This is a genomic window from Mucilaginibacter flavus (genome assembly GCF_030409315.1).
GTDB lineage: Bacteria > Bacteroidota > Bacteroidia > Sphingobacteriales > Sphingobacteriaceae > Mucilaginibacter > Mucilaginibacter flavus.
In genome coordinates this window covers 170,089-192,416 of the sequence record NZ_JAUFPS010000012.1, presented here as the reverse complement: position 1 = coordinate 192,416, position 22,328 = coordinate 170,089, and the positions used below count along the sequence as shown (strand labels likewise).

Below are 22,328 nucleotides of genomic sequence, written 5' to 3'. Positions count from 1 at the left end.
CTTTTAGCCTACCACTGTAATTTGCAAATTGAGGTTGGTTTGGCGTAATACCACAAACAGAACGGATAGTTAATAAAAAGATAAGGAGGTATTTGTGATACATAAACAAGGACTAAATAACGTTTTTTTTACGGCAGATAACCCCGAATGGTTGCTGCAAAGGAAAAGTTTTCATTTGGGTTAATATATCATCTTATCAAATTGATGTTATAGTAACTAAATGTTTACAATAGAACTGTTGTAAACGTTTAAGTAAGCTTAGTCCGCTATGTTTATTTTGTAAATCAGCTTTTTTCACCTCTAATGTTAACTCTGTATTAAGTTTAGGTTATTGTATTTGTATTGGTAATATAATTCAGTTTTTCTCCAACATTGAGGAGGTTTCTTTGCGCAAAATTAAACTGTTGTACATGAAATACTCCTACCATCTTCACAGGCTTTTGTTACTTTTTGCATTAAGCTTATTATTTACCTTACCATCGGTTGCCCAAACTATAAAGGGCAAGGTTACCGATCATAAAACCGGCGAGGCCCTTACAGGTGCCACCGTTACGTTAAGCCAGGCTGGCGTAAACAGATCTACGGCCGTAAATTTAAATGGCTCATACAGCTTTAAAAATGTAAAAAATGGCGCATATCAAATTTTAGTTAAATATATAGGTTATACGCCGTCAAAAGCCTACACCGGTACTATAGATGGTGCCGATGATGTAAAAACTATCAACATTGATTTGCAGGATGCCAGCCAGCAAATGGTTGAAGTACAGGTAAAGGGCCAGGGCAGTAAAGAATCTGACAGAGCGGCGCGCGGCATCGAACTGAATGCGGCCACTGTACTTAACGTTCTATCGGCTAATACCATTCAATTATTACCCGATGTTACGGCGGCTAACGCCTTGCAGCGCGTGAGTGGTGTAACCATTCAACGCTCGGCAAATGGCGAAGGTCGTTACGCAATCATCCGCGGTATGGATCAGCGTTACAATTCTACACTGGTAAATGGTATCAAAATTCCAAGTCCAGATCCGCAATATCGTTTTGTGCCTATGGATATTTTCCCATCAGAAATGTTGGAACGCTTAGAGGTTATTAAAGCCTTAACCCCAAGTATGGAAGGCGATGCTATTGGTGGCGCCATGAACCTGGTTATGAAAAGCGCTCCAAATCACTTTGTGCTAAGCGCCAACGTATCTGGCGGGTTTTCAACGTTGTTTTCAAAAAGCAGACCATTTGTTGATTTTACAGGGTCGCCAAACAGCAAATCGCCGGCTGCTGTTAATGGTAATAATTACGCGGCAACCTATGCCGATTTTAATAACAAAGCGCTTACCAGTGATAAAAACCTGTCAACACCGTTCAGCTCAACAGCTGGTCTTACCATTGGGGATCGTTTCCTGAACAACAAGTTAGGAGTTATCGTTTCTGCAAGCTACCAGAACATTTACCGCGGATCTGACTCTAAACAGCTTACGCCAAACGCGCAGCCATCAGCTATACCATTGCCAAATTCTCCGCAGTTTTCTGATGCTTATGACCGCACTTATTCTACACAAACACAACGTGTAGGTATCCATAATAAAATAGATTATGTGATTAACGATAAAAACAAGTTGTCATTATACAACTTGTACATTCACCAAAGCGAGTTTGAATCGCGCTACACTGCAGATACCCTTGGCCTTGGCTTAAACTCTACAGGATTAAGCAAGCAGATAACACTATCAAACAGAAGCACCTTAACGCAAGAAAATATTTATAACTCAACCTTGCATGGCGACCACATTTTGGGCAACGAGTGGCGTTTTAATTGGGACGGAGTATATTCAGTTGCAAGCAGGCACATGCCGGATAGAACCGAATTTTCATACGATGCCAACAAAACGCTTAACAACAGCGGTGCCGTAACTGCCGAGGTTGATAATAATACTTCACTTACGCATCATTGGGAAAACAACCGCGACAGAGATCTTTCTGGCTATGCGAATTTGATTTATACCCCTAAAATTGCGGGTAAAGATGTTGAGTTTTCTACAGGTGGCTTATATCGCCATAAATTAAGAGATGCAGATTACATCACTTATTCATTAACCGGTGGTAAATCAACCCTGTTTAACAATAATTTCAACGCTATTCCTTTCGCCTTTAATTCGGCGGCTGATGGTATTGGTGCAAACAATCCCGATTTGCAAAATAACTACCATGTAACTGAAAATGATAACTCTGAGTACTTCCAGGTGAAATTTGACCTGTTCCCTAAACTACAGGTGTTAGGTGGTGTAAGGGTTGAAAATACTGATATGAGCTATGCTACTCAATCGCCAGAAACGGTAACAGAGCGTAGCGGTAATATTAAGTATACCGATGTGTTACCAAGTGTTCACCTGAAATACGAGTTGGCTAACAACCAAAATATCCGCGCATCTTACTTCGCATCTATCAGCCGTCCTGGCTTTGGCGAATTGGTGCCGTACAAAGTTACCGGCGAATATTTTGACCAGGTTGGTAACCCATATCTGAAACACATTACAGCCGATAACTATGACTTAAGATACGAGCTTTACCCAGGTGGTGCCGATCAGTTATTGATAGGAACTTTCTACAAAAAAATCTATAACCCTATTGAATATTTCGTAGTGCGCGATGGCGGTCCAAGCTCGCAGGTTATAAAACCTCAAAATGACCCGGGTAATGCTACCAACTACGGTTTTGAAGCTTTGGCTACCAAGTTTTTTGGTGTAATAGGTTTCTCTGTTAACTATACTTACACCCACTCAAGGATAACTACCAATAAGTTGCTTTACTCAAATGACGCTACCCTTGGTTTACAGCAAACCAATGTGAATGAAACCCGCCCGCTGCAAGGCCAGGCAGACCACGTAGGTAACGCGTCTGTGTTGTTTAAAAGCGCAAAATTAGGTTTGGATATGCAGGTGGCGTTTGTTTACACAGGTGAGCGTTTGGCACAGGTATCGCCTTACTACAACCTCGATTTTTATCAGCACGCCTACAATCAGCTTGACTTCTCGTTTGAGAAAACCATTGTTAAGCGCTTATCTTTTTACGGTAAAATCAATAATATCACCAATGCTGCCAGCAAAATCTATTTAAAATTCCCTCATGGCAGTTTAGATGCCAAACAGCAGGAGTTTATTGGCAAGCAGGATATTGCAGCGCAAACCTTAGTACAAAGCGATTATTACAAAACCTTATTCCTGGGTGGTTTCAGGTATAAATTCTAATAAAAATACAACGATGAAAAAATATATAGTCCCAGTAATGAGTTTCCTGCTTGCAGCATCAATATCAGGCTGCCAGAAATGGAAGGGTGAGCATACCGATATTTATACTTATACACCGCCGGCTGCAAGCCCGGTGAGTGATAAGGCACCACTTTCGTGCAGTACATCAGGTTCAACCGTAGTTTCGGTTAAAGGTACGATGCTTAGTGGTAAAACATACACTGTTGAGGCAGGTTGCGATTTAGTTATTAATCCTACAGATACACTGCTAATGCAGCCTGGTGTTACCCTGAACATGGGTGAAGGTAGCAGCTTAATTGCATTAGGTACATTTGTTAGTAACGGAAGTAAAGACGCCCCTAACTGGATCACTGTTGCAGGTGTAACCAAAAACGATGCGCCGGGTGGCCTTACCGCTGCTGCCGACCCTGCTTATGCCGGTAAATGGAAAGGCATTATTGGCGGCCCTACCTGTAATTTATTGGTATTGAGATGGACGCATGTTGAGTATGGAGGTTTAACCGAAGGTAAAGCTACATCAACCATAGCAGGCTCTGGCACAGGTAACCAGTACAGCATTTTGTTTGCCAACTATAAAGGCAACTTTATTATGGAAGATTCATGGCTGTATGGCGGTGTGGATGATCCCATCCGTATCTCGGCTGGTAAAATCGCTATTTTCAGAAACACGTTTGAAAAGAACGGCGTAAGCGGTGGCGACTGTCTGAATGCTAAAGGCGGTACCGTTGGTACTATGGCTTATAACATGTTTATTGGTACCGCAACAAACGGTCAAAAGGCTTCAAACAAAGGTCAGGCAACAGGTGCACCGCAAACCAACATTGTAATGTATAACAATACTTTTGTAAGCGGCGGTTATCGCCAGGTGCAGAGCGGCAGGGGCGGTTGTATTAACTTTGAAGAAGGTGCCGCCGGTGCTTACTTTAACAACGTAGCCATTAATTGCAAAGTTGGTTACAGGGTAGTAGGTAGCCCAACGGCCGATGTTGCCCACCTTACTTATGGTAACAACTACCAATGGGCCGATTCATTGAGCGTTGCCAACCAGTTTTACCCAACCGGTTATATTACCCAGCCACAAACTACCGATATTCCGTCTATCAGTACATCGGCTAAATATTTACCTTCAAACTATACAGTAGGTTCTATTTATGATGGTACCGATGTGGTGCAAAAGAATAACCCGATGTTCCTTAACTTTCCGTTACCAACCACAGGGCATCCATTGTATCAATATAGTGCTATCGGAAGCTTTAATTTCCGCTTGTTAGCAAACTCGCCGTTAATTGGTAAAGGAAATTTATCGGTACAGCCATTAATCACCGTGCCCCTGGATAAGATCTATGGTTTATCTGAAGCTACGGCTCCGGGTGCAGATTTGGGAGCTTACCAGTTAAACGGTAGCGGCAATAAACACTAAAAATATCAAAAGGATAACCGGATCTAATTCCGGTTATCCTTTTTACTAAAATTTGAAATGAAAAAAATTATAAGCGCTTTAGCGTTAGTATTAATAAGCTTATCAACAGTAAAGGCGCAAACAGCCGGATTAAAAATTGTATTTATCCGTCATGGCGAAAAACCTTTAAAGGGCGATAACCTTACTTGCCAGGGCTTAAACCGGTCGATGAAATTACCGGCGGTGATCACCTCAAAATTTGGGGTTCCTGCTTTTGTATTTGTACCGGGTTTGGGTTTGGGCGAAGCCACCAAACACGCGCGCATGTTTGAAACTATTGTGCCGCTTGTGTCGAAATATAATTTGACGGTAAACAGCAGCCGTACCGAAAAAGATTCCTTAGGAATGGCTGCCGATTTGAAAAGCCGCAACGGCGTGGTGCTGGTTTCATGGGAACATGGCGGAATAGCCCCAATTGTAAGAGCTTTAGGCGTGCAGGAAGCTGGTTTAAAATGGCCGGATGATGATTACGACAGCATTTGGATTATTACTTTCAATAACGGAAAAGCGATTTTAAGTCGCGATAAAGAAGATATAAAACCTTCTGCCGATTGCAATTTTTAAGCGATAAACTGATAAAGAAACAAATTTGTTACACAAACATCAATTTTGAATAAACTTTAGATAGATAGTTAACAACATATTAACATTGCATTTACCTCATCATTAAATTGGTGGGGTTTCTTTGCTGCGGATTTTTAAACCCATAGCAAATGAAGAAACTTATACCCCTGCTAATTCTACTTCAGCTTGCCATATGCAGCTTTGCATTTGCCAGCGGTACAATTAAAGGAACCGTTACCGACAGGAAAACCGGCGAGCCGCTTGTTGGCGCCACGGTGAATATTCACAGCAAATCAACAGGTTTCAAAGTATCAACAGGCGTTGGCCTTGATGGTAGCTTTGTACTTAAAAATGTACCCGCAGGCAGGTATGAAATTGATGTGCGCTATGTTGCTTTTGATAAGGAAGACAAGGATATTGAAGTGCAGGACGGTCTTACAACCACTGTTAACCTATCCTTAAAAACTAAAGAAACCAGCCTTAACGAGGTAACTGTAACCGGCCATGCAGATAAATCATCTGATAAAGCAGCTCAAAGTGCCGAACGCCGTTCGCCGCAGTTATTAAACGCGGTTTCGGCCCGTACTATCGAAGCATCGCCAGATATTACCATTGCAAACGTTACACAAAGAGTATCGGGCGTATCTGTTGATCGCAGCGCCAATGGCGAAGCCCAGTATGCCATTATACGCGGTATGGATGCGCGTTACCAATACACATTGGTTAATGGTGTAAAAATCCCAAGTCCGGATAATAAAAACAGGTATGTGCCTTTGGATATCTTCCCGGCCGATATTGTTGACCGTTTAGAAGTATCAAAATCGCTTACTGCCAACATGGAAGGCGATGCGATAGGCGGCGCCATTAACCTGGTTTTAAAAGACGCGCCCGACGAATTTTCAGTACGCGCCAATTTAGCAACCGGTTTAGCCGCAAACTTTTTTAACAAAGGCTTTACGGGTTTTGATCGTAGCGCAAGTTTACAAACATCGCCACGTTCGGATGGGCGTACTGCAACCGGGGCCGATTTTACCACCAATCCGTTCCATTACAGCGAAAACAAGGTTCCGCTGGCAACTATAGCGGGCTTAAGCATTGGCGGGCGAACAGCCGATAAAAAGTTTGGAGCCTTACTGGCCTTAAGCTACCAGAATACTTACAGGCTAACTAACAGCACTTTTTTTAGTACCGAAGTAAACCCAACCAATAACCAACCCCTGGTAACCGATATCGAAAAACGTACCTATAACATTCAACAACAGCGTACCGGTATACTAACCAAATTTGATTACAAGTTTAATAATGCCAATAAAATCACGCTCGATTTAGATTACATTAACCTGGCCCAAAACAACTACAGGTTTAGCTCTGATACAAGTTTGGAGCTTGGCAGGGCAGGTGTTGGTACTGGTAGGGTAAGTCAAACTTATCGCAGCGACCGCACCATTCAAACCATTAAAAACGGTAATTTACATGGCGATCACAGGTTGAGCGATGTATTCAGTATCAATTGGACCGCGGTATATTCCAAAGCAACCGCCAACGAGCCCGACAGAGCAGAACTAAATCTGAATACCGGCCGTAACGTGCAAAGCGATGGCAGCATTGTGCAGGCACCATACACTTTTGATGGCTTAAAAGCCCAAAGCCGCACCTTCAGCAAAAACTCCGACGAGGATAAAACAGGCTTTCTTAATTTTATTTACAAGCCAACTTTGTTTAATACCACCTTTGAACTAAGCGCCGGTAGTATGTACCGCGATAAAACAAGGCACAGCAGTTTTGACGAGTATGATTTAAGACCGGGCGCAAGTAATACCGCCCAAACGTTTACCGGTAATGTTGATAACAATACTTTCGATTTGTTTAACAGCCAGGGTACGCCTACAAACGCGCTTAACTATGATTTTACCGAAAAGGTAGGGGCTGGTTACGGCCAGGTTAAATTTACCGCGGGCAAATTATTAACTATTGCAGGTTTAAGGTACGAGCATACCAGCCAAAGCTGGCTTACCCAGGCCGATGCATCTGTTGAAGGTAAAACCGGCAGCATTAAATATTATGATTTTTTGCCAAGTGTAAACTTCAAATACCAGTTTAACGAAAAGCAGGATCTTCGCCTATCATACTATTCGGCTATAAGCAGGCCTAACTTTTATGAACTGGTACCGCATACAGCGGGTGACCCCGACGCGCTTTATGACGAGCAGGGTAACCCTAATTTGAAACGCATCACTGCCGAAAACTTTGATTTGCGGTATGAGCTTTTCCCGAAAGCCCTTGATCAGTTATTGGTAGGTGTGTTTTATAAATCAATCCATAACCCGGTTGAATACGCGATTGAAAAACAGGCTACCAGCTACGTGCTAAGGCCCGAAAACTTTGGGAATGCCACCAACTACGGTTTCGAACTTGATTTTACCAAATATTTCAGAAGCTTTGGTATCCGTGCCAACTACACATACACCAATTCAAAAATAACTACCGATAAAGAAGAAGATTATCGTAACGATCAGGGTTTTGTAACCCATCGCACCGTGCAGCAAACACGTTCATTACAGGGGCAATCAAAAAATATCGGTAACCTATCACTGCTGTACCGTAGCGTTAAAAATGGCTTAAACACCCAGCTATCATTTGTTTATACAGGTGCCAGGTTAAATACGGTATCACCATATCTGGATAATGACATTTGGCAAAAAGGCTTTACCACGCTCGATTTATCGGCCGATAAGCGTTTGTACGGTAACCTGTATCTGTATGTAAAAGCAACCAACCTTTTAAATACACCTTATGAACTTGAAATAAGGAGGCCTTACCCAACTGATGCCGTAAATGTTGAACTGCAAAAAGCGGGCGAAAACACCTCTGTCCGTAAAGATCTGTACAGGCAGTATTATATATTGGGTTTACGCTATAAACTATAATGAAATTAAAAATGAAAAATATAAACAAAATATATTTGGCGTGCCTGTGTTTGATTACGCTAAGCGCATGTCATAAAGCCGAACTTGCAATTATTTCGGCACCCCTCAGGCTGGTTAGTAATGGCATTACATCCGATACCTTAAAAGGAGCTGTTAAGGGCACCATGCTGGCTGGTAAAACCTATTATTTTAAAACCGATATCACAGTTAATGAAGGTGATACGCTGCAAATGCAGGAAGGGGTTAAACTAATCGCTATCGGCGATGGTAAAACCTATCAAACCGCGCCCGAAATTATTATGCACGGTACTTTTATAAGCCTTGGTACTAAAGAAAAACCAAACTATATTACTGTGCAAAATGCCGACACCTATCATACTGAAGCTTTGACACAAAATTACACCGATGTTTTTAAAGGCTGGTGGGGTGGCATAGTTTGCTGGCCCGATCCTTCGTCAAAAAATCCCGCTCCAGGTGGCGATTTGATTATTAAATGGACACACCTTGAACTGGCCGGAGGCCCTGCAAGCGGAAACGAAACTGGTGTTTACGCCAGCGGCGATCCCCGGTATATTATTTACTTTGGTAACATTACCAAAAAATTTATTCTCGAAGACTCATGGGTATTTGGTGCCAAGGATGACGCGATAAGGGTAAGTGGCGGTAAAATAAGTATTATGCGCAACACGTTTGAACTTTGCGGTCAATTAGGCGGCGAGTTTTTTAACATGAAGAGCGGCACCGTTGGCGATTTAGCTTACAACTTTTTTATAGGCGCGGCAACCAACGCGTTAAAGGCATCTGATGCAGGTAGCTCTGGTACACAAACCAATGTTGCCATGTATAATAATACCATGGTGAATTGCGGTTTCAGACAAACAAAATCGGGCAGGGGCGGTTCAATCAACTTCGAAAAAGCAGCAAGGGGTATGGTTTATAATAATTTAATAGCCAACTGCCGTTTCGGTTTACGCTTAACCAGCGATGCTGATTTAACCAACATTAAATACAACAACCAGTATTTTTATGGGTCGACACAAAAAATTGTGAGCCTGTTCCAGGCGGCTGATGGTGTAAGTACTTTTCAATCTGCCGATGTGCATTCCACCACACCAAAGGAAAATGATCCAACTTTTTACGGTTATGATCTTACCGCTTTTGATTATACCGCAAACCCTGGCCCAATGACGGTATCCGTGCAAACTCCGGCTGCTGTTTTGGTGGGCACATCAAACTTCAGGCTTAAAGCGGGTTCAAAAGGCGTAAATGCAGGTAACGTTAATTTTAGCCCGATAGCTTCTGTAACTGCCACGGGTGATTACGGCACCACGATAACCTTACCAGGTAAAGATATTGGCGCTTACCAAAGCGATGGTACCGGTAACCAGCATTAATACGCAATGAACTTTACACAAACAAACTAAACTAAAACTTGCAAGGATCAGCCTGAAAACTGATCCTTGTGTTGTTAAAAGCTAAATTTTGAAAAAATGAAGTCATGCCGAACTTGTTTCGGCACCTCACATGCCAAGTATACCGTTATAACCGTTCATCTTGCTTGTGGGATGCTGAAACAAGTTCAGCACGACTTTTTTGATATAAGTACATCATGAAAAAAGTAATTCTATCCATGTTTTTCATAACAGCCTTTGCATCGGTTGCATCGGCACAGGATTGTGGCACCGCGTTTTTAGGTACTAAAACCTTGTATAAGTCACCTGTTGTGAAATATACACCTGTGCCTAAAGGCTACGAGCCGGTTTTTATAAACCACGTGGGCAGGCACGGTGCCAGGCATTTAACCAAGGATGTTAAAGCCAGTTTTACCTATGGATTTCTTTTAAAGGCCGATAGCGCAGGCATGCTTACCGATGAAGGCAAATTGTTAAAAAAGATGGTGCTTAACCTGCAAAAGGTTGAGAAAGGCAATACCAAATCGATATCGGCCGAAGGGCGTGAAGAATTGCAGGGGATTGGCAGCCGCATGTACAATAACTATAATAAAGTATTTGCCAGTAAACCTAAATTGAATATAACTATCACCAAAGAGATTCGTACCAAGCAAAGCGAGGACGCGTTTTTAGCGGGCCTGAAACCTCATTTAAAAGATTCAGCACAGATTACTGAAGCAAATGATGATGTAAATCTTCGTTTTTATGACGAGTCGCCGGCGTATACCGCTTATGAAAAAAAAGGCGACTGGGATAAATACAAAGCCATTATTGCCAAGGCAGAACATGTAGAGGAGATCAACAAAGCCATCGTATCGCGCCTTTTTAAAGCCGAATATTTTAAAGCAATTGATGAGATGCAGGCTGATAGGATCATCAATGACATTTGGGGATTTGCTACCATTGTTTACTCGGTACAAGGAGAGGCAAAACAACTCGGCATTGAATCGAAAGAACTGGATTTTACTTCCCTATTTACATGCGATGAGCTTAAAGCCCTTGGCAGAACAGATAATGTGGAAGATTTTCTTGTAAAAGGCCCCGGGGTGAAAGCCGACGGTTTGCAAGTGATTATAGCTGCGCCGTTGCTGGCCAATTTTATTACTACTACAGATGATTTTATTAAAACCGGTACGTACAATGCCAACCTACGCTTTGCCCATGCCGAAACCATATCGCCGTTTGCAGCGCTGTTAAGTATTGAGGGCGCAGATAAAGTATCGAATGATATTAACCAGTTTGATAAAGCCTGGCAAGCCTCAAACGTGATCCCCTTAAGCTCCAACATCCAATGGATTTTTTATAAAAAGAAAGGATCAACAGATTACCTGGTTAAGATTTTACTGAACGAAAAAGAAGCACATATTACTGGTTTGAAAGGTACTTCGCCATATTACAAATGGACAGATGTACGCAAGTTTTATGTAGCTAAGCTGGCAAAACTCAATTATAAATTGGGTGATGACGCGGTTGAGTTTTTGAAGAACTTGAAGTAGAAGCCCCCGGGCCCTTCTAAATTTCCTGAAATTCCCGCGGGCTTTCAGCTCGTGGGTAATGTTGGTTGCAGCTTTCAGCTGCACTATTACATTAAATATAAAGGGAAGCCAAAGGCTTCCACCAGTTTTACCCACGAGTTACGCTGCGCTAACCTCGCGGGAGTTGGGTAACTCCCAAAAAAGTTCTTATTCCTTTGTTCAAAAGTCTTTTGTCCAATAGTCCCCAAGTCCCATAGTCTCAAAGTCCAAAAAAAGAAAACAAAATTCAATCGTAATGTTTCTACTATAAAAAACAGAACATTATGTCATTTGATCAATATCACGAACCTGCCAACGAATTATCGGCAGAAACCCGCACCTTTGCGCGTATGATTGTTTCCCTTACCGAAGAGGCTGAAGCCATTAACTGGTACGAGCAACGTATTTCGGTAGAAACTGATAAAGCCGCCAAAGCCATTATGCAAAATGCCCAGCAAGAGGAGTTTAAACATTTTGGGATGGACCTGGAGTTTTTATTGCGTAAAAAACCAATCTGGCGTACCACGTTAAAAGCTATCTTGTTTCAAAAAGGGGATATTGTAGAATTAGGCACAAAAGGCGAAGAAGCTGCCGAAGACTAATTAATAATGACTAACCAACGAATAAAATTAATACAAGGTGATATCACCAAGGTAAATGCCGATGCTATTGTTAACGCTGCCAATACCTCATTGTTGGGTGGCGGTGGCGTTGACGGCGCTATACACAGGGCCGGCGGTAAAGCTATTTTGGAAGAGTGTATCCAGATCCGTAACCGCCAGGGAGGTTGCAAAACCGGTGAGGCTGTAATTACTACCGGCGGCAACCTGCCTGCCAAATATGTGATCCATACGGTTGGTCCGGTTTATAATAATGGCGGTAAAGGCGAGGAGGGGTTATTGGCATCAGCTTATTTAAACAGCCTTAAGTTAGCCGCCGAAAACCAGGTAGAAACTATCGCTTTTCCTAATATCAGCACTGGTATTTACCACTTTCCCAAAAAGAAAGCGGCCGCAATAGCCATTAAAACCGTACAGGATTTTTTAGCCGATAATGAAACTGTTAAGCAAGTAATTTTTGTTTGTTTTGATGATGAAAATTGCGGTATTTATAAGGGGATGTTGTAGTATGGTTGCTGAGGCGAAAGACTAACGAAGTGTTTAAAACTTCGTTAGTCTGGATTCTGCACCTTATCCCGTTTTACTTGCTCGCGCTCGTTCTTAAAAAGCCACTCAAATTAGCCACCTGTGCCGATTGCAACGTGGAAGCATTGGCTGCTTTAAACCGGCTTGTGCCACCAAATACAAATAAATAATTATTAAATACTGCCGATGCGGTAGCCCTGCGTGGTTCCATATTTGATTTAAGTTTTACGAATTTGTTGGTGCTGATATCATAATAAGCAGTTAAGTATTCATCATCATAAGCACCTGTAATAAAAATTTTATCGCCTAAGGCAGCCACACTATTAGCCGACATGAACTGTGGCATTTTACAAACCGTTTTCCAGGTGTTGGTTTTAATATCGTAAGCGTTTACGTTTGATGACTGGCGCTTTAAGAAAGCGTCATAACCGCCAACGGTGTAAATAACGCCGTTAACAACCGTGCCCGCAGCTTGCAGACTTTCGGGCATGGCTGCCAGTTGGGTAAACTTTTCGGTCTGCGGGTCAAATTCATAAAGGGAGTTACTGGTGCGTTCTTTCTCCCGGCTGCCGCCAAATAAGTATATCTTATTGTTATATTCAACAGCACAACCGTAGGTAGTAGCCTCGGGATTTTGAGCATGCAGGTTTGCAACTTCGCCGGTTTTAACATCTATGGTTTGTACACTCTGGTAAATATTAGTGGCACGGCCTTGTCCGCTAATACCACCAAAAACATATATTTTATTAGTTACTGGCACGTAAGCGGCAGCCGCCTGTATTCGGTTACCGCCAATATTGGTTAGTACCGACCAGCGGTTTACCTGCGGATCATATTTCAAAACATCATTTGAATAACCACCGCGACCCTGGTAGCCGGCAATGGCGTAAATGTAAGTACCATCGGTAACCGGTGTATTCCAGGTTAGGGGGTAGGGCAAATTTGCGGTGTTTTTAAAAGTTATGTTGGCGGTATCTGCCTGGGCTTTTACTTCGTTTTTAGCGGTGGTTAAGCCTGTAATAATTAGTAGTGCGAAAAGGAGTTTAGACGTTTTCATAACAGATAGTGTTTGGTTAGGTGAATTTAGATATTATTAAATATTATTTCAAAAGGGTAATTTAATTGTATCGTAATAATTACAAGTTCTTCTAACCTCTAAAATAGTAGCGTCTTGATAAAATTTATTTGAATATTTTGAGCACATCCTGCGCGTTTTGGTCGCCAACAAGGATAAGATCGCGCAGGGCAGTTTTATTATAGGGTGTTTCCGGTGATTCAATCATAATGCGGCCGCTTTGTGGATAGTAACCCATTCCCCATTTGGGCTCGGTATTGATATAAATATTTTTAACATCCTTTCGCCTGATGATGAAATTCTGTCCGTCGGCGTTGATGAATTTATCGTTGCCCATATTTTTATCCACGTATTTTGCCGCTTTCTTTTTGTTAACGTAAGCCTCGGGGTTATGCATCACATCGCGAGGTACGCTTGTGCCGATGCCAAAATTAGGTTGAACGGTAATATAGCCATTTACTTTGGCTCCTATGATCAGGCTGTCATTAATGGTTACTTCATAAATACAATTTGACATGCCTTTGTACTCCATCGCGATAAAACGACCATTTTTAGTAGTAGTATCAACCGGATGATGGTTTAAAAAGAATAGAAGTAAAAGCAGTTTCATTTAGCAGGTATTTAATTCGAAGATACGTTTACATCCAAAAAAATCAAAAACTCCCCCTTTAGGGGGCTGGGGGCCTCTACATCCTCCCTACATTGTAACACCTTAGTGTTATTTGTACAATGCATTATTTTATTCTCCTATATTTGAAATACTAACCACAATTCATCTACATGAGGAAAAAATATTACTTGCCCCGCGTATGCGCGGCATCGGCACTGTTTGCTATGCTGGCTTTGCAGGCATCGGCACAACAAAAAAATATTTACCATAAAGGCTGGATAGATTTTAACAAGAACGGCAAAATGGATGTGTTTGAAGATCCCTCTCAAACTATCGAAAAACGTGTTGCCGATCTGCTAAGCCAAATGACCGTTGAAGAAAAAACCTGCCAAATGGCCACGCTTTACGGCTACAAACGGGTTTTAAAAGACGAGATGCCCGTACCTAACTGGAAAAATGAGATCTGGAAGGATGGTATAGCCAATATCGACGAGGAATTAAACAACCTTACCTCGCATACCGATGATGCGCCTACCCAATATTCTTTTCCGTTTAGTAAACATGCTTCGGCTATCAATACCATCCAAAAATGGTTTGTGGAAGAAACCCGCATGGGCATCCCGGTCGATTTTACAAACGAAGGTATCCATGGCTTAAATCATGACAGGGCTACACCGTTGCCTGCACCCATAGGCATCGGCAGTACGTTTGATAAACAATTGGTACGCCAGGCCGGTCAAACGGTTGGCCGCGAGGCCCGTGCCCTGGGTTATACCAATGTTTACGCACCCATACTTGATCCCGCCCGCGACCAGCGTTGGGGCCGTGTGGTGGAATGTTATGGCGAAGATCCTTTTCATATTGCCGAAATGGGTAAACAAATGGTATTGGGTATGCAGGAAGAAAATATTGCCGCAACTCTTAAACACTTCGCGGTATACAGTGTACCCAAAGGTGGCCGCGATGGTAGTGCCCGCACAGATCCGCATGTGGCACCAAGGGAAATGCACCAGGTGTATCTGTACCCTTTCCGCAGGGTGATTCAGGAGGCGCATCCCATGGGCGTAATGAGCAGCTATAATGATTGGGATGGCGTACCTATAACCGGTAGTTATTACTTTTTAACGCAGCTGTTGCGCCAGCAATTTGGCTTTAATGGCTATGTAGTGAGCGATAGCGAGGCGGTGGAGTTTTTATACTCTAAGCACCATGTGGCTGCCGATTACAAAGAAGCCGTAAGGCAGGCTGTTGAAGCCGGACTTAACGTGCGCACCAACTTTACCATGCCACAAACTTTTATTTTACCCTTGCGCGAGCTGATTAAAGAGAACAAGATCTCGATGAAAGTGATTGATTCGCGGGTGGGGGATGTGTTGCGGGTAAAAATGCGTTTGGGCTTATTTGATAGCCCGTATGTTAAAGATCCCAAAGCGGCCGATAAGCTGGTGCACACGGCCGATGATGAGGCAATGTCGTTACAAATGAACCGCGAATCGATGGTGTTGCTTAAAAATCAGGGCAGCTTGCTTCCTTTGGATAAAACTAAACTTAAAAACATTTTGGTAACCGGTCCGCTGGCTACCGAAACCAATTATGCCATCAGCAGATACGGTCCGTCGCATAACCCGGTTACTACGGTGCTTGATGGTATTAAAAAATATGTAGGTGCAGGTGCGCAGGTAAACTACGCCAAAGGCTGCAACATGGTTGATGCCAGCTGGCCCGAAAGCGAGATTATTGAAACCCCTCTTACAGCGCAGGAGCAAGCCGGTATCGATTCGGCGGTTAACCAGGCCAAGCAGGCCGACGTGATTATAGCCGTTGTAGGCGAGGATGTGGATAGGGTAGGTGAAAGCCTGTCGCGCACGGGTTTAAACCTGCCTGGGCGTCAATTAAAGCTGATACAAGCCTTGCAGGCTACTGGTAAACCTGTGGTGATGGTGATGATCAACGGGCAGCCGCTTACCATCAACTGGGAAAATAAATATGTGCCGGCTATTTTAGAAGCCTGGTTCCCCAGTGTGCAAAGCGGCAGGGTAATTGCCGAAACTTTGTTTGGTGATAACAATCCGGGTGGAAAGCTGCCTATCACCTTCCCTAAAACTACGGGCCAAATTGAGTTTAACTTTCCGTTTAAACCCAATGCCCAGGCAGGGCAGGGCGGTCAAAACAGCTGGGGCAAAACCAGCGTGAATGGTGCGTTGTATCCTTATGGCTACGGTTTAAGCTATACTACATTTGAGTACAGCAACCTAACAGTATCGCCAGAAAAAGAAAACGCCCAGGGCGATGTACAGGTAACTGTTGATGTAACCAATAACCGTGCACGTGCCGGCGACGACGTGGTGCAGCTTTATTTAAAAGATGAGATAAGCAGCGTTACCACTTACGAATACGATTTGCGCGGGTTTGAACGCGTAAACCTTAAGCCCGGTGAAAAGAAAACCGTGCAATTTACCCTACACCCCGATGACCTGGCCCTGTTGGATAAAAACATGAACTGGACGGTGGAGCCCGGTAAGTTTATGGTGATGATAGGCAGCTCATCTGAAGACATTAAGCTGAAGAAGGAGTTTGAAGTACAATAAAGCAGAAAGCCGAAGGCGGAAAGCTTAAAGCAAAATTAAAAATTTGAAGACTTGCGGATGATTGATTCGCAAGTCTTTTTTGTAATATTGAGGTATGATGATAGAAGATATGCCCCTGAGCGATGCATGGGTTGAAACCGAATTTGATAACGTAGATGGATTGCCTGTTTGGGTAAGGTACCGACCCAATATTTATAATTTTATGGATACCGGTCTTTACAACCAACGATTGGATGTAATATTTGCCTATCAGCCCAACAGCACAAACCAACTGCCCGATGGTATCGACCTGGATTTGATGGAACGGGTTGAAGAGGTCCTTAGAAGCCTGCTGGAACAGGATAACCAAAGCATCCTTACCTTTGTATTCACCGGCGAAAATGAACGATGGTGGGGTTGGTATACTACTGATATTGACATAGCCGGTGAAAGATTGAATATCGCTTTGGCTCAGTTTGAAGAACTGCCCATCACCATTATAGCTAACGATGACCCCGATTGGAGCGAGTACACTGGTGTGCTTGATGATTTTAGCGAAGAGGAATAAGGCATAGTTGTTTTTTATGCTTAATTTTTTCATGCAGGGCTTGTTGATAATCACTAATTGAAAACGTCATGAGCACATCAACCCAACAAATTATTCCCATGCTATCCTATGAGGATGGTGTGGCTGCTATGGAATGGCTTTGTAAGGCATTTGGCTTTACCGAAGTAACCCGCATGACTAACGACCAGGGCCGCCTTGCTCATGGTGAAATAGCTATGGGCGATAACATTATTATGCTGGCCGAACCAACTCCCGATTACCAAAGCCCCAAACACCACGTTGAAAATTGCGCAATTGCAGCAAAAGCTTATACGGTTCCCTATGTTATCAATGGCGTTTTGGTTTATGTAGATGATGTAAAGCAGCATTGTGAAAAGGCGCAGGCAGGCGGCGCCATCGTTTTGTCGCAGATTGAAGAAGGTTACCCCGGCACCCGTTACCGCGCGGCCGATCTGGAAGGCCAGCGTTGGATGTTTATGCAAAAAGAGTAAACAACGTATGGAGAAAGTATACGGGCTATTAAATCAAACAGGAAGTGCCTTACTTCGCATCCGGATAGGTAGCACCTACGGTGCATAAAATCTTGTATGTGTTTTTTCTACAAACAGGTAGCCGCTATGCGGCATAAAGGTAGTTTTAGCAATGATCTGCGTTTATCATTTATGTCGCCTAGCGCAATGTCATTAAGTTAAGAGATTGACAGGTTGCTCCATCGGAGCAAAAGCTTTGTAGCATGCGAAATTAATATTTTTTGCGTGCCGTAGGTACGCTACACAGGTTCCGTACCTACGGCACGGAGCATTATCTCCTGTTTTTCTACAAAGCTCTACCCCCTATGGGGGAGAAAATCCTTAACTTAAAGACATTGCGCGTAGCGACCACCTGTTTGTAGCCCATACACCCCAAATACAAGATGCCGCATAGCGAAATGTCATTAAGTTAATGATTTAATGTTGATTTAATATCGAACACTGAATGTCCAATATCGAATAATGAAGTAAAACCCTTCGGTGTTGGACATTCGAAATTCATTATTCGATATTATTTCTAATTCTTTTTTTCCTTAACTTAATGACATTGCGCATAGCGGCTAACTATTTTTAAAACAACATGGCTATGTTAAAACTGAGGTTTATACAAAATGCCTTCTTCCTAAATGTGATTTACTTTACATAAAATCTACCATTCCCATCTGCAAAATATTATTACCTATATTACCATTCTGTTAAGTTTGTTTATTTTTGTCAATTAATCAGCCAGTTAAAAACCGTAATGTTTACAGTTGTAGTTTAATACTTTATTTATATTTTTATGAACTTTAAAAACTTACATTAGGTCTTTTAAAATCTTTAACTATTAATTATTGAATGGAAGCCGAAACTAAAGGTATCAAGGGCAGTCAGCTAAAAAACATGATTATTAAGCGGCTTTACTTTAACAAAGCCATGTCATGCGCGGGATTGAGCGATTTGTTTGAAAAAAGTATTCCATCAATAGCCAAGGCCGTAAACGAATTAATGCACGAAGGTTTTGTGGTTGAGCATGGTTACGCTCCTTCAAGTGGTGGCCGTCGCCCGTTAATGTATTCGGTAAAGGCAAATGCCATGTATATACTGGCGGTAGCGCTTGATCAGCTTACGGCACGCATCCAATTGTTTGATTTGCAGAACAGCCCGGTTGCAGATATGCTTACTTTTGAGCTTAAACTGCTTAACAACCCAAGCGCGCTTACTATCCTTACCAACCAGATTAATAGCTATATCAAAGATTCGGGCATAGCCAAAGGTAAAATCGCAGGTATCGGTATCGGTATGCCTGGTTTCATTAATGTAACTGAAGGAATCAACTATACTTACCTCGATGCTAACGGCAGCCTTACCGCTTATCTTACCGAACATACCGGGATTACTACTTATATCGATAATGATTCGAGCTTAATTGCCCTTGCCGAGCAAAAATTTGGCATTGCCAAAGCGCAAACCGAAGTAATGGTGATTAACCTGGGCTGGGGTATAGGTTTGGGGATGATTGTTAACGGCAAGTTGTTTAGAGGCCACACCGGTTTCGCGGGTGAGTTAAGTCACATCCCTTTATCAGAAGACGGTTCCCTTTGCGAGTGCGGTAAACGTGGTTGTTTAGAAGCCGAGGCATCGATGCTGGTGGTTGCTCAAAAAGCCATTGAAGGCATTAAACAAGGCCGTATAACCAGTTTAAAGCATAATACCAACGATCACTCGAAATTAATGGGCGATGCCCTCTTAGATGCCGCCAATCACGGCGATCAGTTTGCGATCGAGCTGTTATCAGATGCAGGCTACAAAATAGGGAAGGCCCTGGCCATCCTCATTCATATCATGAACCCGGCGACCATTGTATTGAGTGGCCGCGGCGCAAAAGTGGCCAAAATATTAATGGCCCCCATTCAGCAGGCTTTACACAAATACTGTATCCCCCGTTTATCCAAAGGGACTGAATTGCTGGTATCAGAACTTGGCTTCGATGCCGAATTAGTTGGCGCAGCCGTATTGGTAATGGAAAATTTCGATAAATCTGTAAAAGCGAAAGTGGTGAAGGCTGCGAAGGCAACTGCGTAGATGTGCAGATTTCAAATGTGCAGATCTGCAAATGATTTTTTCTGAACCGAGATTAAGCTGATTTATTTGATTTATCGGATTTTAGATGAATTTGATAGTCAAAAATCAGCTTAAATTCAAACATTCATCATCTGCATACCTGCACATCAATTCCCTCATCTGCACATCTGAAATCTGCACATCTAAAGAAATACTCTCCCCGCATAGTCCATCGCCTCCCTAAATTTGTCCATATTAAGCCCTGTGGGCTCGTTTTGCGATTGGAGGTAACCTAATAGGTTTTCTGTGGCGATATTGCCTGTAAGGTCGTCTGAGGCCATTGGGCAGCCTCCGTAGCCTTTAATGGCTACGTCAAAGCGCTGGCAGCCGCTTTGGTATGCTGCATCTATTTTGGGGTGCCAGGTATCTGGTGTGCTGTGCAGGTGGATTCCAAATTCGGCCTGCGGGAATTGCCTGCAAAGCTCAGGATAAATACCGCTGATTTGGTCTGCATTGGCAATGCCTATGGTATCGGCCAAAGCTATATTGTGGATGCCTTCGTTTACCAGTTTTTCTGCCCACTCATGAATGATGCCTGTATTCCATTCATCCCCGTAAGGGTTGCCAAAACCCATAGATAGGTAAACCAGTAATTTTTTATCGTTACCAGCGGCTAATTCCTGCATCCGTTTTACATTATCAAAGGATTGGAGTAGTGTGGTATTGGTGTTGCGCAGTTGAAAAGTCTCAGAGATAGAAAATGGATACCCCAGGTAAGTGATCTCCCTGTGTTTAACAGCTTCTTCGGCACCGCGGTAGTTGGCTACTATGGCCAGTAATTTAGATTGTGTGCCGCTTAAATCAAGCTTAGCCAAAACTTCAGCAGTATCCTGTAATTGTGGAATAGCCTTAGCCGATACAAAACTCCCAAAATCGATAGTATCGAACCCCACCTGCAAAAGAAGGTTAATATAAGCCGCCTTAATATCGGTGGGGATAAAATGAACTATCCCCTGCATAGCGTCGCGCGGACATTCGGTAATTTTAATAACCATGAGTTTTGAGTGATGAGTTTTGAGTTAGGTCCCAAATACCTAAATCAAAGTTCTGAATAATTTAATGATAACTTCAAAACAATATAAACGCCTAATAAGTTTTTACTCACTACTCACTACTCACTACTCACTACTCACTACTCACTACTCACTACTCACTACTCACTATCAATCCACCGTCACCGGCAAGTGTTCTTCCTCGGTGAGTCCTTCGCGTTCAAATTTGCGGATGATAAGCCTTGTGCCGCCATTGTAGTTGATGTAGCTTGATATCCAGTTGATGAACACAATAACCTTGTTACGGCCTCCTAAAAGCGATATCAGGTGTACAAACATCCACACCAGCCATGCAAAAAATCCCTGGAACCTGATTTTGCCCAGATCGGCAACCGCTTTATTCCTCCCGATGGTGGCCAATGATCCTTTATCAAAGTATTTGAACGGCGCGGTAGGTTCATTAGTGATAAGCTGTATAATGGTTTTACCTACGTGCGCGCCCATTTGTATGGCTACCTGTGCCACGCCTGGGTGCCCCTTGGGCGTTTCGTCGGTAATCATGGCTGCTACATCGCCAATCGCAAAGATATTGCTGGTGCCAATTACCCGGCAAACGCTATCTACCTTAATGCGGTTACCGCGTTCTATATTGCCTTTATCAATACCTTCGGGCACTACGCCCATTACGCCTGCACTCCAGATCACCGTTTTGGTGCGGATGGTTTTACCACCTTCAAATTTAATCTCGTTACCATCGTAGCTTTCCACCTTAACACCTAATAGTACTTCAACACCCATTTTGGTTAAAAACTCTTTAGCCGCAGCCGATGCCTGGTCAGAAAACGGTCCCAGTACTTTCGGCAAAAAGTCTACCAGGTAAACCTTCATGTCTTCTTTTTTAAGTTCGGGATAATCCTTGTTTAATACGTGGTTGCGCAACTCGGCCAATGAACCTGATAACTCAACGCCGGTAGGGCCGGCACCAACTAACACGAATGTGAGGTAAGGCTCGCGCTCTTCCCTTGATGGTTTTAAAAGCGCCTCCTCAATATTTTGCAAAACCGAATAACGCAGGTTGAGCGCTTCCGGAATAGACTTCATGGGCATTGCAAATTTTTCAATCTCTTTATTGCCAAAAAAATTGGTGGTCGATCCCGTTGCAAGCACCAGGTAATCGTAAGCTATTTCGCCAATGGTGGTTTCAATGGTGTTTTTACCGGCATTAACTTTTAATACTTCGGCTATCCTAAAGCGGAAGTTTTTTTGGCTATCAAAGTTTTTACGCAATGAAAACGCTATCGACTCTGATTCGAGCCCACCCATGGCCACCTGGTATAACAGGGGCTGAAAGGTGTGGTAATTATGCTTATCCAGCATTAAAACATTTACCGGTTTATCTGCCAGTTTTTTGGCTACCTGCAGGCCGCCAAAACCGCCGCCTACTATAACTACTAATGGGAATTTTGAGCTATCTGATGTGTTCATATACAGGGAGTATGAATGTTATTAAATAATACAGGAGCGTATACTTACGCTTCTTTTCTGTTTAAATAGCCAAAGCAA

16 protein-coding genes are annotated in these 22,328 nt (G+C 42.9%); 12 read left to right on the top strand and 4 right to left on the bottom strand.

Going from position 1 to position 22,328, the window contains the following annotated elements:
- Positions 1–410 precede the first annotated feature (410 nt).
- The 8 genes from QWZ17_RS03485 to QWZ17_RS03450 all read left to right on the top strand — a co-directional run bounded on the left by QWZ17_RS03485 (position 411) and on the right by QWZ17_RS03450 (position 12,302).
- Positions 411–3,239, top strand: a complete 2,829-nt coding sequence (locus QWZ17_RS03485; RefSeq protein ID WP_290303534.1) for a TonB-dependent receptor — start codon at positions 411–413, stop codon at positions 3,237–3,239.
- A gap of 13 nt (positions 3,240–3,252) precedes the next feature.
- Positions 3,253–4,680: a hypothetical protein gene (locus tag QWZ17_RS03480; RefSeq protein ID WP_290303533.1), complete on the top strand. Its 1,428-nt coding sequence runs from the start codon at positions 3,253–3,255 to the stop codon at positions 4,678–4,680.
- Positions 4,681–4,737: 57 nt separating this feature from the next.
- The gene (locus QWZ17_RS03475) at positions 4,738–5,283 is read left to right on the top strand and encodes a histidine phosphatase family protein (RefSeq protein WP_290303532.1); all 546 of its coding nucleotides are present in this window, start codon (positions 4,738–4,740) and stop codon (positions 5,281–5,283) included.
- Positions 5,284–5,432: 149 nt separating this feature from the next.
- The gene (locus QWZ17_RS03470; protein ID WP_290303531.1) at positions 5,433–8,210 is read left to right on the top strand and encodes a TonB-dependent receptor; all 2,778 of its coding nucleotides are present in this window, start codon (positions 5,433–5,435) and stop codon (positions 8,208–8,210) included.
- An 11-nt stretch (positions 8,211–8,221) separates the two neighbouring features.
- Positions 8,222–9,604, top strand: a complete 1,383-nt coding sequence (locus tag QWZ17_RS03465) for a hypothetical protein (protein ID WP_290303530.1) — start codon at positions 8,222–8,224, stop codon at positions 9,602–9,604.
- Positions 9,605–9,819: 215 nt separating this feature from the next.
- A complete protein-coding gene (locus QWZ17_RS03460) occupies positions 9,820–11,157 on the top strand; it encodes a histidine-type phosphatase (RefSeq protein ID WP_290303529.1) in 1,338 nt (445 codons plus the stop codon).
- 302 nt (positions 11,158–11,459) lie between these two features.
- Positions 11,460–11,777, top strand: a complete 318-nt coding sequence (locus QWZ17_RS03455) for a ferritin family protein (protein WP_290303528.1) — start codon at positions 11,460–11,462, stop codon at positions 11,775–11,777.
- Between the two features lie 6 nt (positions 11,778–11,783).
- Positions 11,784–12,302 carry an O-acetyl-ADP-ribose deacetylase gene (locus tag QWZ17_RS03450; protein ID WP_290303527.1) on the top strand — a complete coding sequence of 173 codons (519 nt, stop codon included), beginning with the start codon at positions 11,784–11,786 and terminating at the stop codon, positions 12,300–12,302.
- A gap of 73 nt (positions 12,303–12,375) precedes the next feature.
- On the opposite strand, the gene QWZ17_RS03445 is transcribed toward QWZ17_RS03450, so the two are convergent.
- Together QWZ17_RS03445 and QWZ17_RS03440 are read right to left on the bottom strand one after the other, a co-directional pair.
- Complete coding sequence (locus QWZ17_RS03445) at positions 12,376–13,377, bottom strand: Kelch repeat-containing protein (protein WP_290303526.1); 1,002 nt, start codon at positions 13,375–13,377, stop codon at positions 12,376–12,378.
- Positions 13,378–13,501: 124 nt separating this feature from the next.
- Positions 13,502–14,005, bottom strand: coding sequence for a hypothetical protein (locus tag QWZ17_RS03440; RefSeq protein ID WP_290303525.1), 504 nt, complete (start codon positions 14,003–14,005; stop codon positions 13,502–13,504).
- 170 nt (positions 14,006–14,175) lie between these two features.
- Between QWZ17_RS03440 and QWZ17_RS03435 the strand changes: the two genes are divergently transcribed.
- The 4 genes from QWZ17_RS03435 to QWZ17_RS03420 all read left to right on the top strand — a co-directional run bounded on the left by QWZ17_RS03435 (position 14,176) and on the right by QWZ17_RS03420 (position 19,734).
- A complete protein-coding gene (locus tag QWZ17_RS03435; protein WP_290303524.1) occupies positions 14,176–16,593 on the top strand; it encodes a glycoside hydrolase family 3 N-terminal domain-containing protein in 2,418 nt (805 codons plus the stop codon).
- 94 nt (positions 16,594–16,687) lie between these two features.
- On the top strand, positions 16,688–17,140 hold the full coding sequence (locus tag QWZ17_RS03430) for a DUF695 domain-containing protein (protein ID WP_290303523.1): 453 nt from the start codon (positions 16,688–16,690) through the stop codon (positions 17,138–17,140).
- A gap of 68 nt (positions 17,141–17,208) precedes the next feature.
- Positions 17,209–17,631, top strand: coding sequence for a VOC family protein (locus QWZ17_RS03425; RefSeq protein WP_290303522.1), 423 nt, complete (start codon positions 17,209–17,211; stop codon positions 17,629–17,631).
- Between the two features lie 876 nt (positions 17,632–18,507).
- On the top strand, positions 18,508–19,734 hold the full coding sequence (locus QWZ17_RS03420) for an ROK family protein (RefSeq protein WP_290303521.1): 1,227 nt from the start codon (positions 18,508–18,510) through the stop codon (positions 19,732–19,734).
- Positions 19,735–19,916: 182 nt separating this feature from the next.
- Here the strand turns inward: QWZ17_RS03420 and QWZ17_RS03415 are convergent, their stop codons facing one another.
- Positions 19,917–20,768 (bottom strand): hydroxymethylglutaryl-CoA lyase, encoded by an 852-nt coding sequence (locus tag QWZ17_RS03415; RefSeq protein ID WP_290303520.1) that lies wholly within the window; start codon positions 20,766–20,768, stop codon positions 19,917–19,919.
- A 168-nt stretch (positions 20,769–20,936) separates the two neighbouring features.
- On the bottom strand, positions 20,937–22,250 hold the full coding sequence (locus QWZ17_RS03410; protein WP_290303519.1) for an NAD(P)/FAD-dependent oxidoreductase: 1,314 nt from the start codon (positions 22,248–22,250) through the stop codon (positions 20,937–20,939).
- Between the last annotated feature and the right edge of the window lie 78 nt (positions 22,251–22,328).

Coding starts and splice junctions, on each gene's coding strand:
- QWZ17_RS03485 (WP_290303534.1), top strand. CDS start 411: ATGAAATACTCCTACCATCTTCACAGGCTTTTGTTACTTTTTGCATTA.
- QWZ17_RS03480 (WP_290303533.1), top strand. CDS start 3,253: ATGAAAAAATATATAGTCCCAGTAATGAGTTTCCTGCTTGCAGCATCA.
- QWZ17_RS03475 (WP_290303532.1), top strand. CDS start 4,738: ATGAAAAAAATTATAAGCGCTTTAGCGTTAGTATTAATAAGCTTATCA.
- QWZ17_RS03470 (WP_290303531.1), top strand. CDS start 5,433: ATGAAGAAACTTATACCCCTGCTAATTCTACTTCAGCTTGCCATATGC.
- QWZ17_RS03465 (WP_290303530.1), top strand. CDS start 8,222: ATGAAAAATATAAACAAAATATATTTGGCGTGCCTGTGTTTGATTACG.
- QWZ17_RS03460 (WP_290303529.1), top strand. CDS start 9,820: ATGAAAAAAGTAATTCTATCCATGTTTTTCATAACAGCCTTTGCATCG.
- QWZ17_RS03455 (WP_290303528.1), top strand. CDS start 11,460: ATGTCATTTGATCAATATCACGAACCTGCCAACGAATTATCGGCAGAA.
- QWZ17_RS03450 (WP_290303527.1), top strand. CDS start 11,784: ATGACTAACCAACGAATAAAATTAATACAAGGTGATATCACCAAGGTA.
- QWZ17_RS03445 (WP_290303526.1), bottom strand. CDS start 13,377: ATGAAAACGTCTAAACTCCTTTTCGCACTACTAATTATTACAGGCTTA.
- QWZ17_RS03440 (WP_290303525.1), bottom strand. CDS start 14,005: ATGAAACTGCTTTTACTTCTATTCTTTTTAAACCATCATCCGGTTGAT.
- QWZ17_RS03435 (WP_290303524.1), top strand. CDS start 14,176: ATGAGGAAAAAATATTACTTGCCCCGCGTATGCGCGGCATCGGCACTG.
- QWZ17_RS03430 (WP_290303523.1), top strand. CDS start 16,688: ATGATGATAGAAGATATGCCCCTGAGCGATGCATGGGTTGAAACCGAA.
- QWZ17_RS03425 (WP_290303522.1), top strand. CDS start 17,209: ATGAGCACATCAACCCAACAAATTATTCCCATGCTATCCTATGAGGAT.
- QWZ17_RS03420 (WP_290303521.1), top strand. CDS start 18,508: ATGGAAGCCGAAACTAAAGGTATCAAGGGCAGTCAGCTAAAAAACATG.
- QWZ17_RS03415 (WP_290303520.1), bottom strand. CDS start 20,768: ATGGTTATTAAAATTACCGAATGTCCGCGCGACGCTATGCAGGGGATA.
- QWZ17_RS03410 (WP_290303519.1), bottom strand. CDS start 22,250: ATGAACACATCAGATAGCTCAAAATTCCCATTAGTAGTTATAGTAGGC.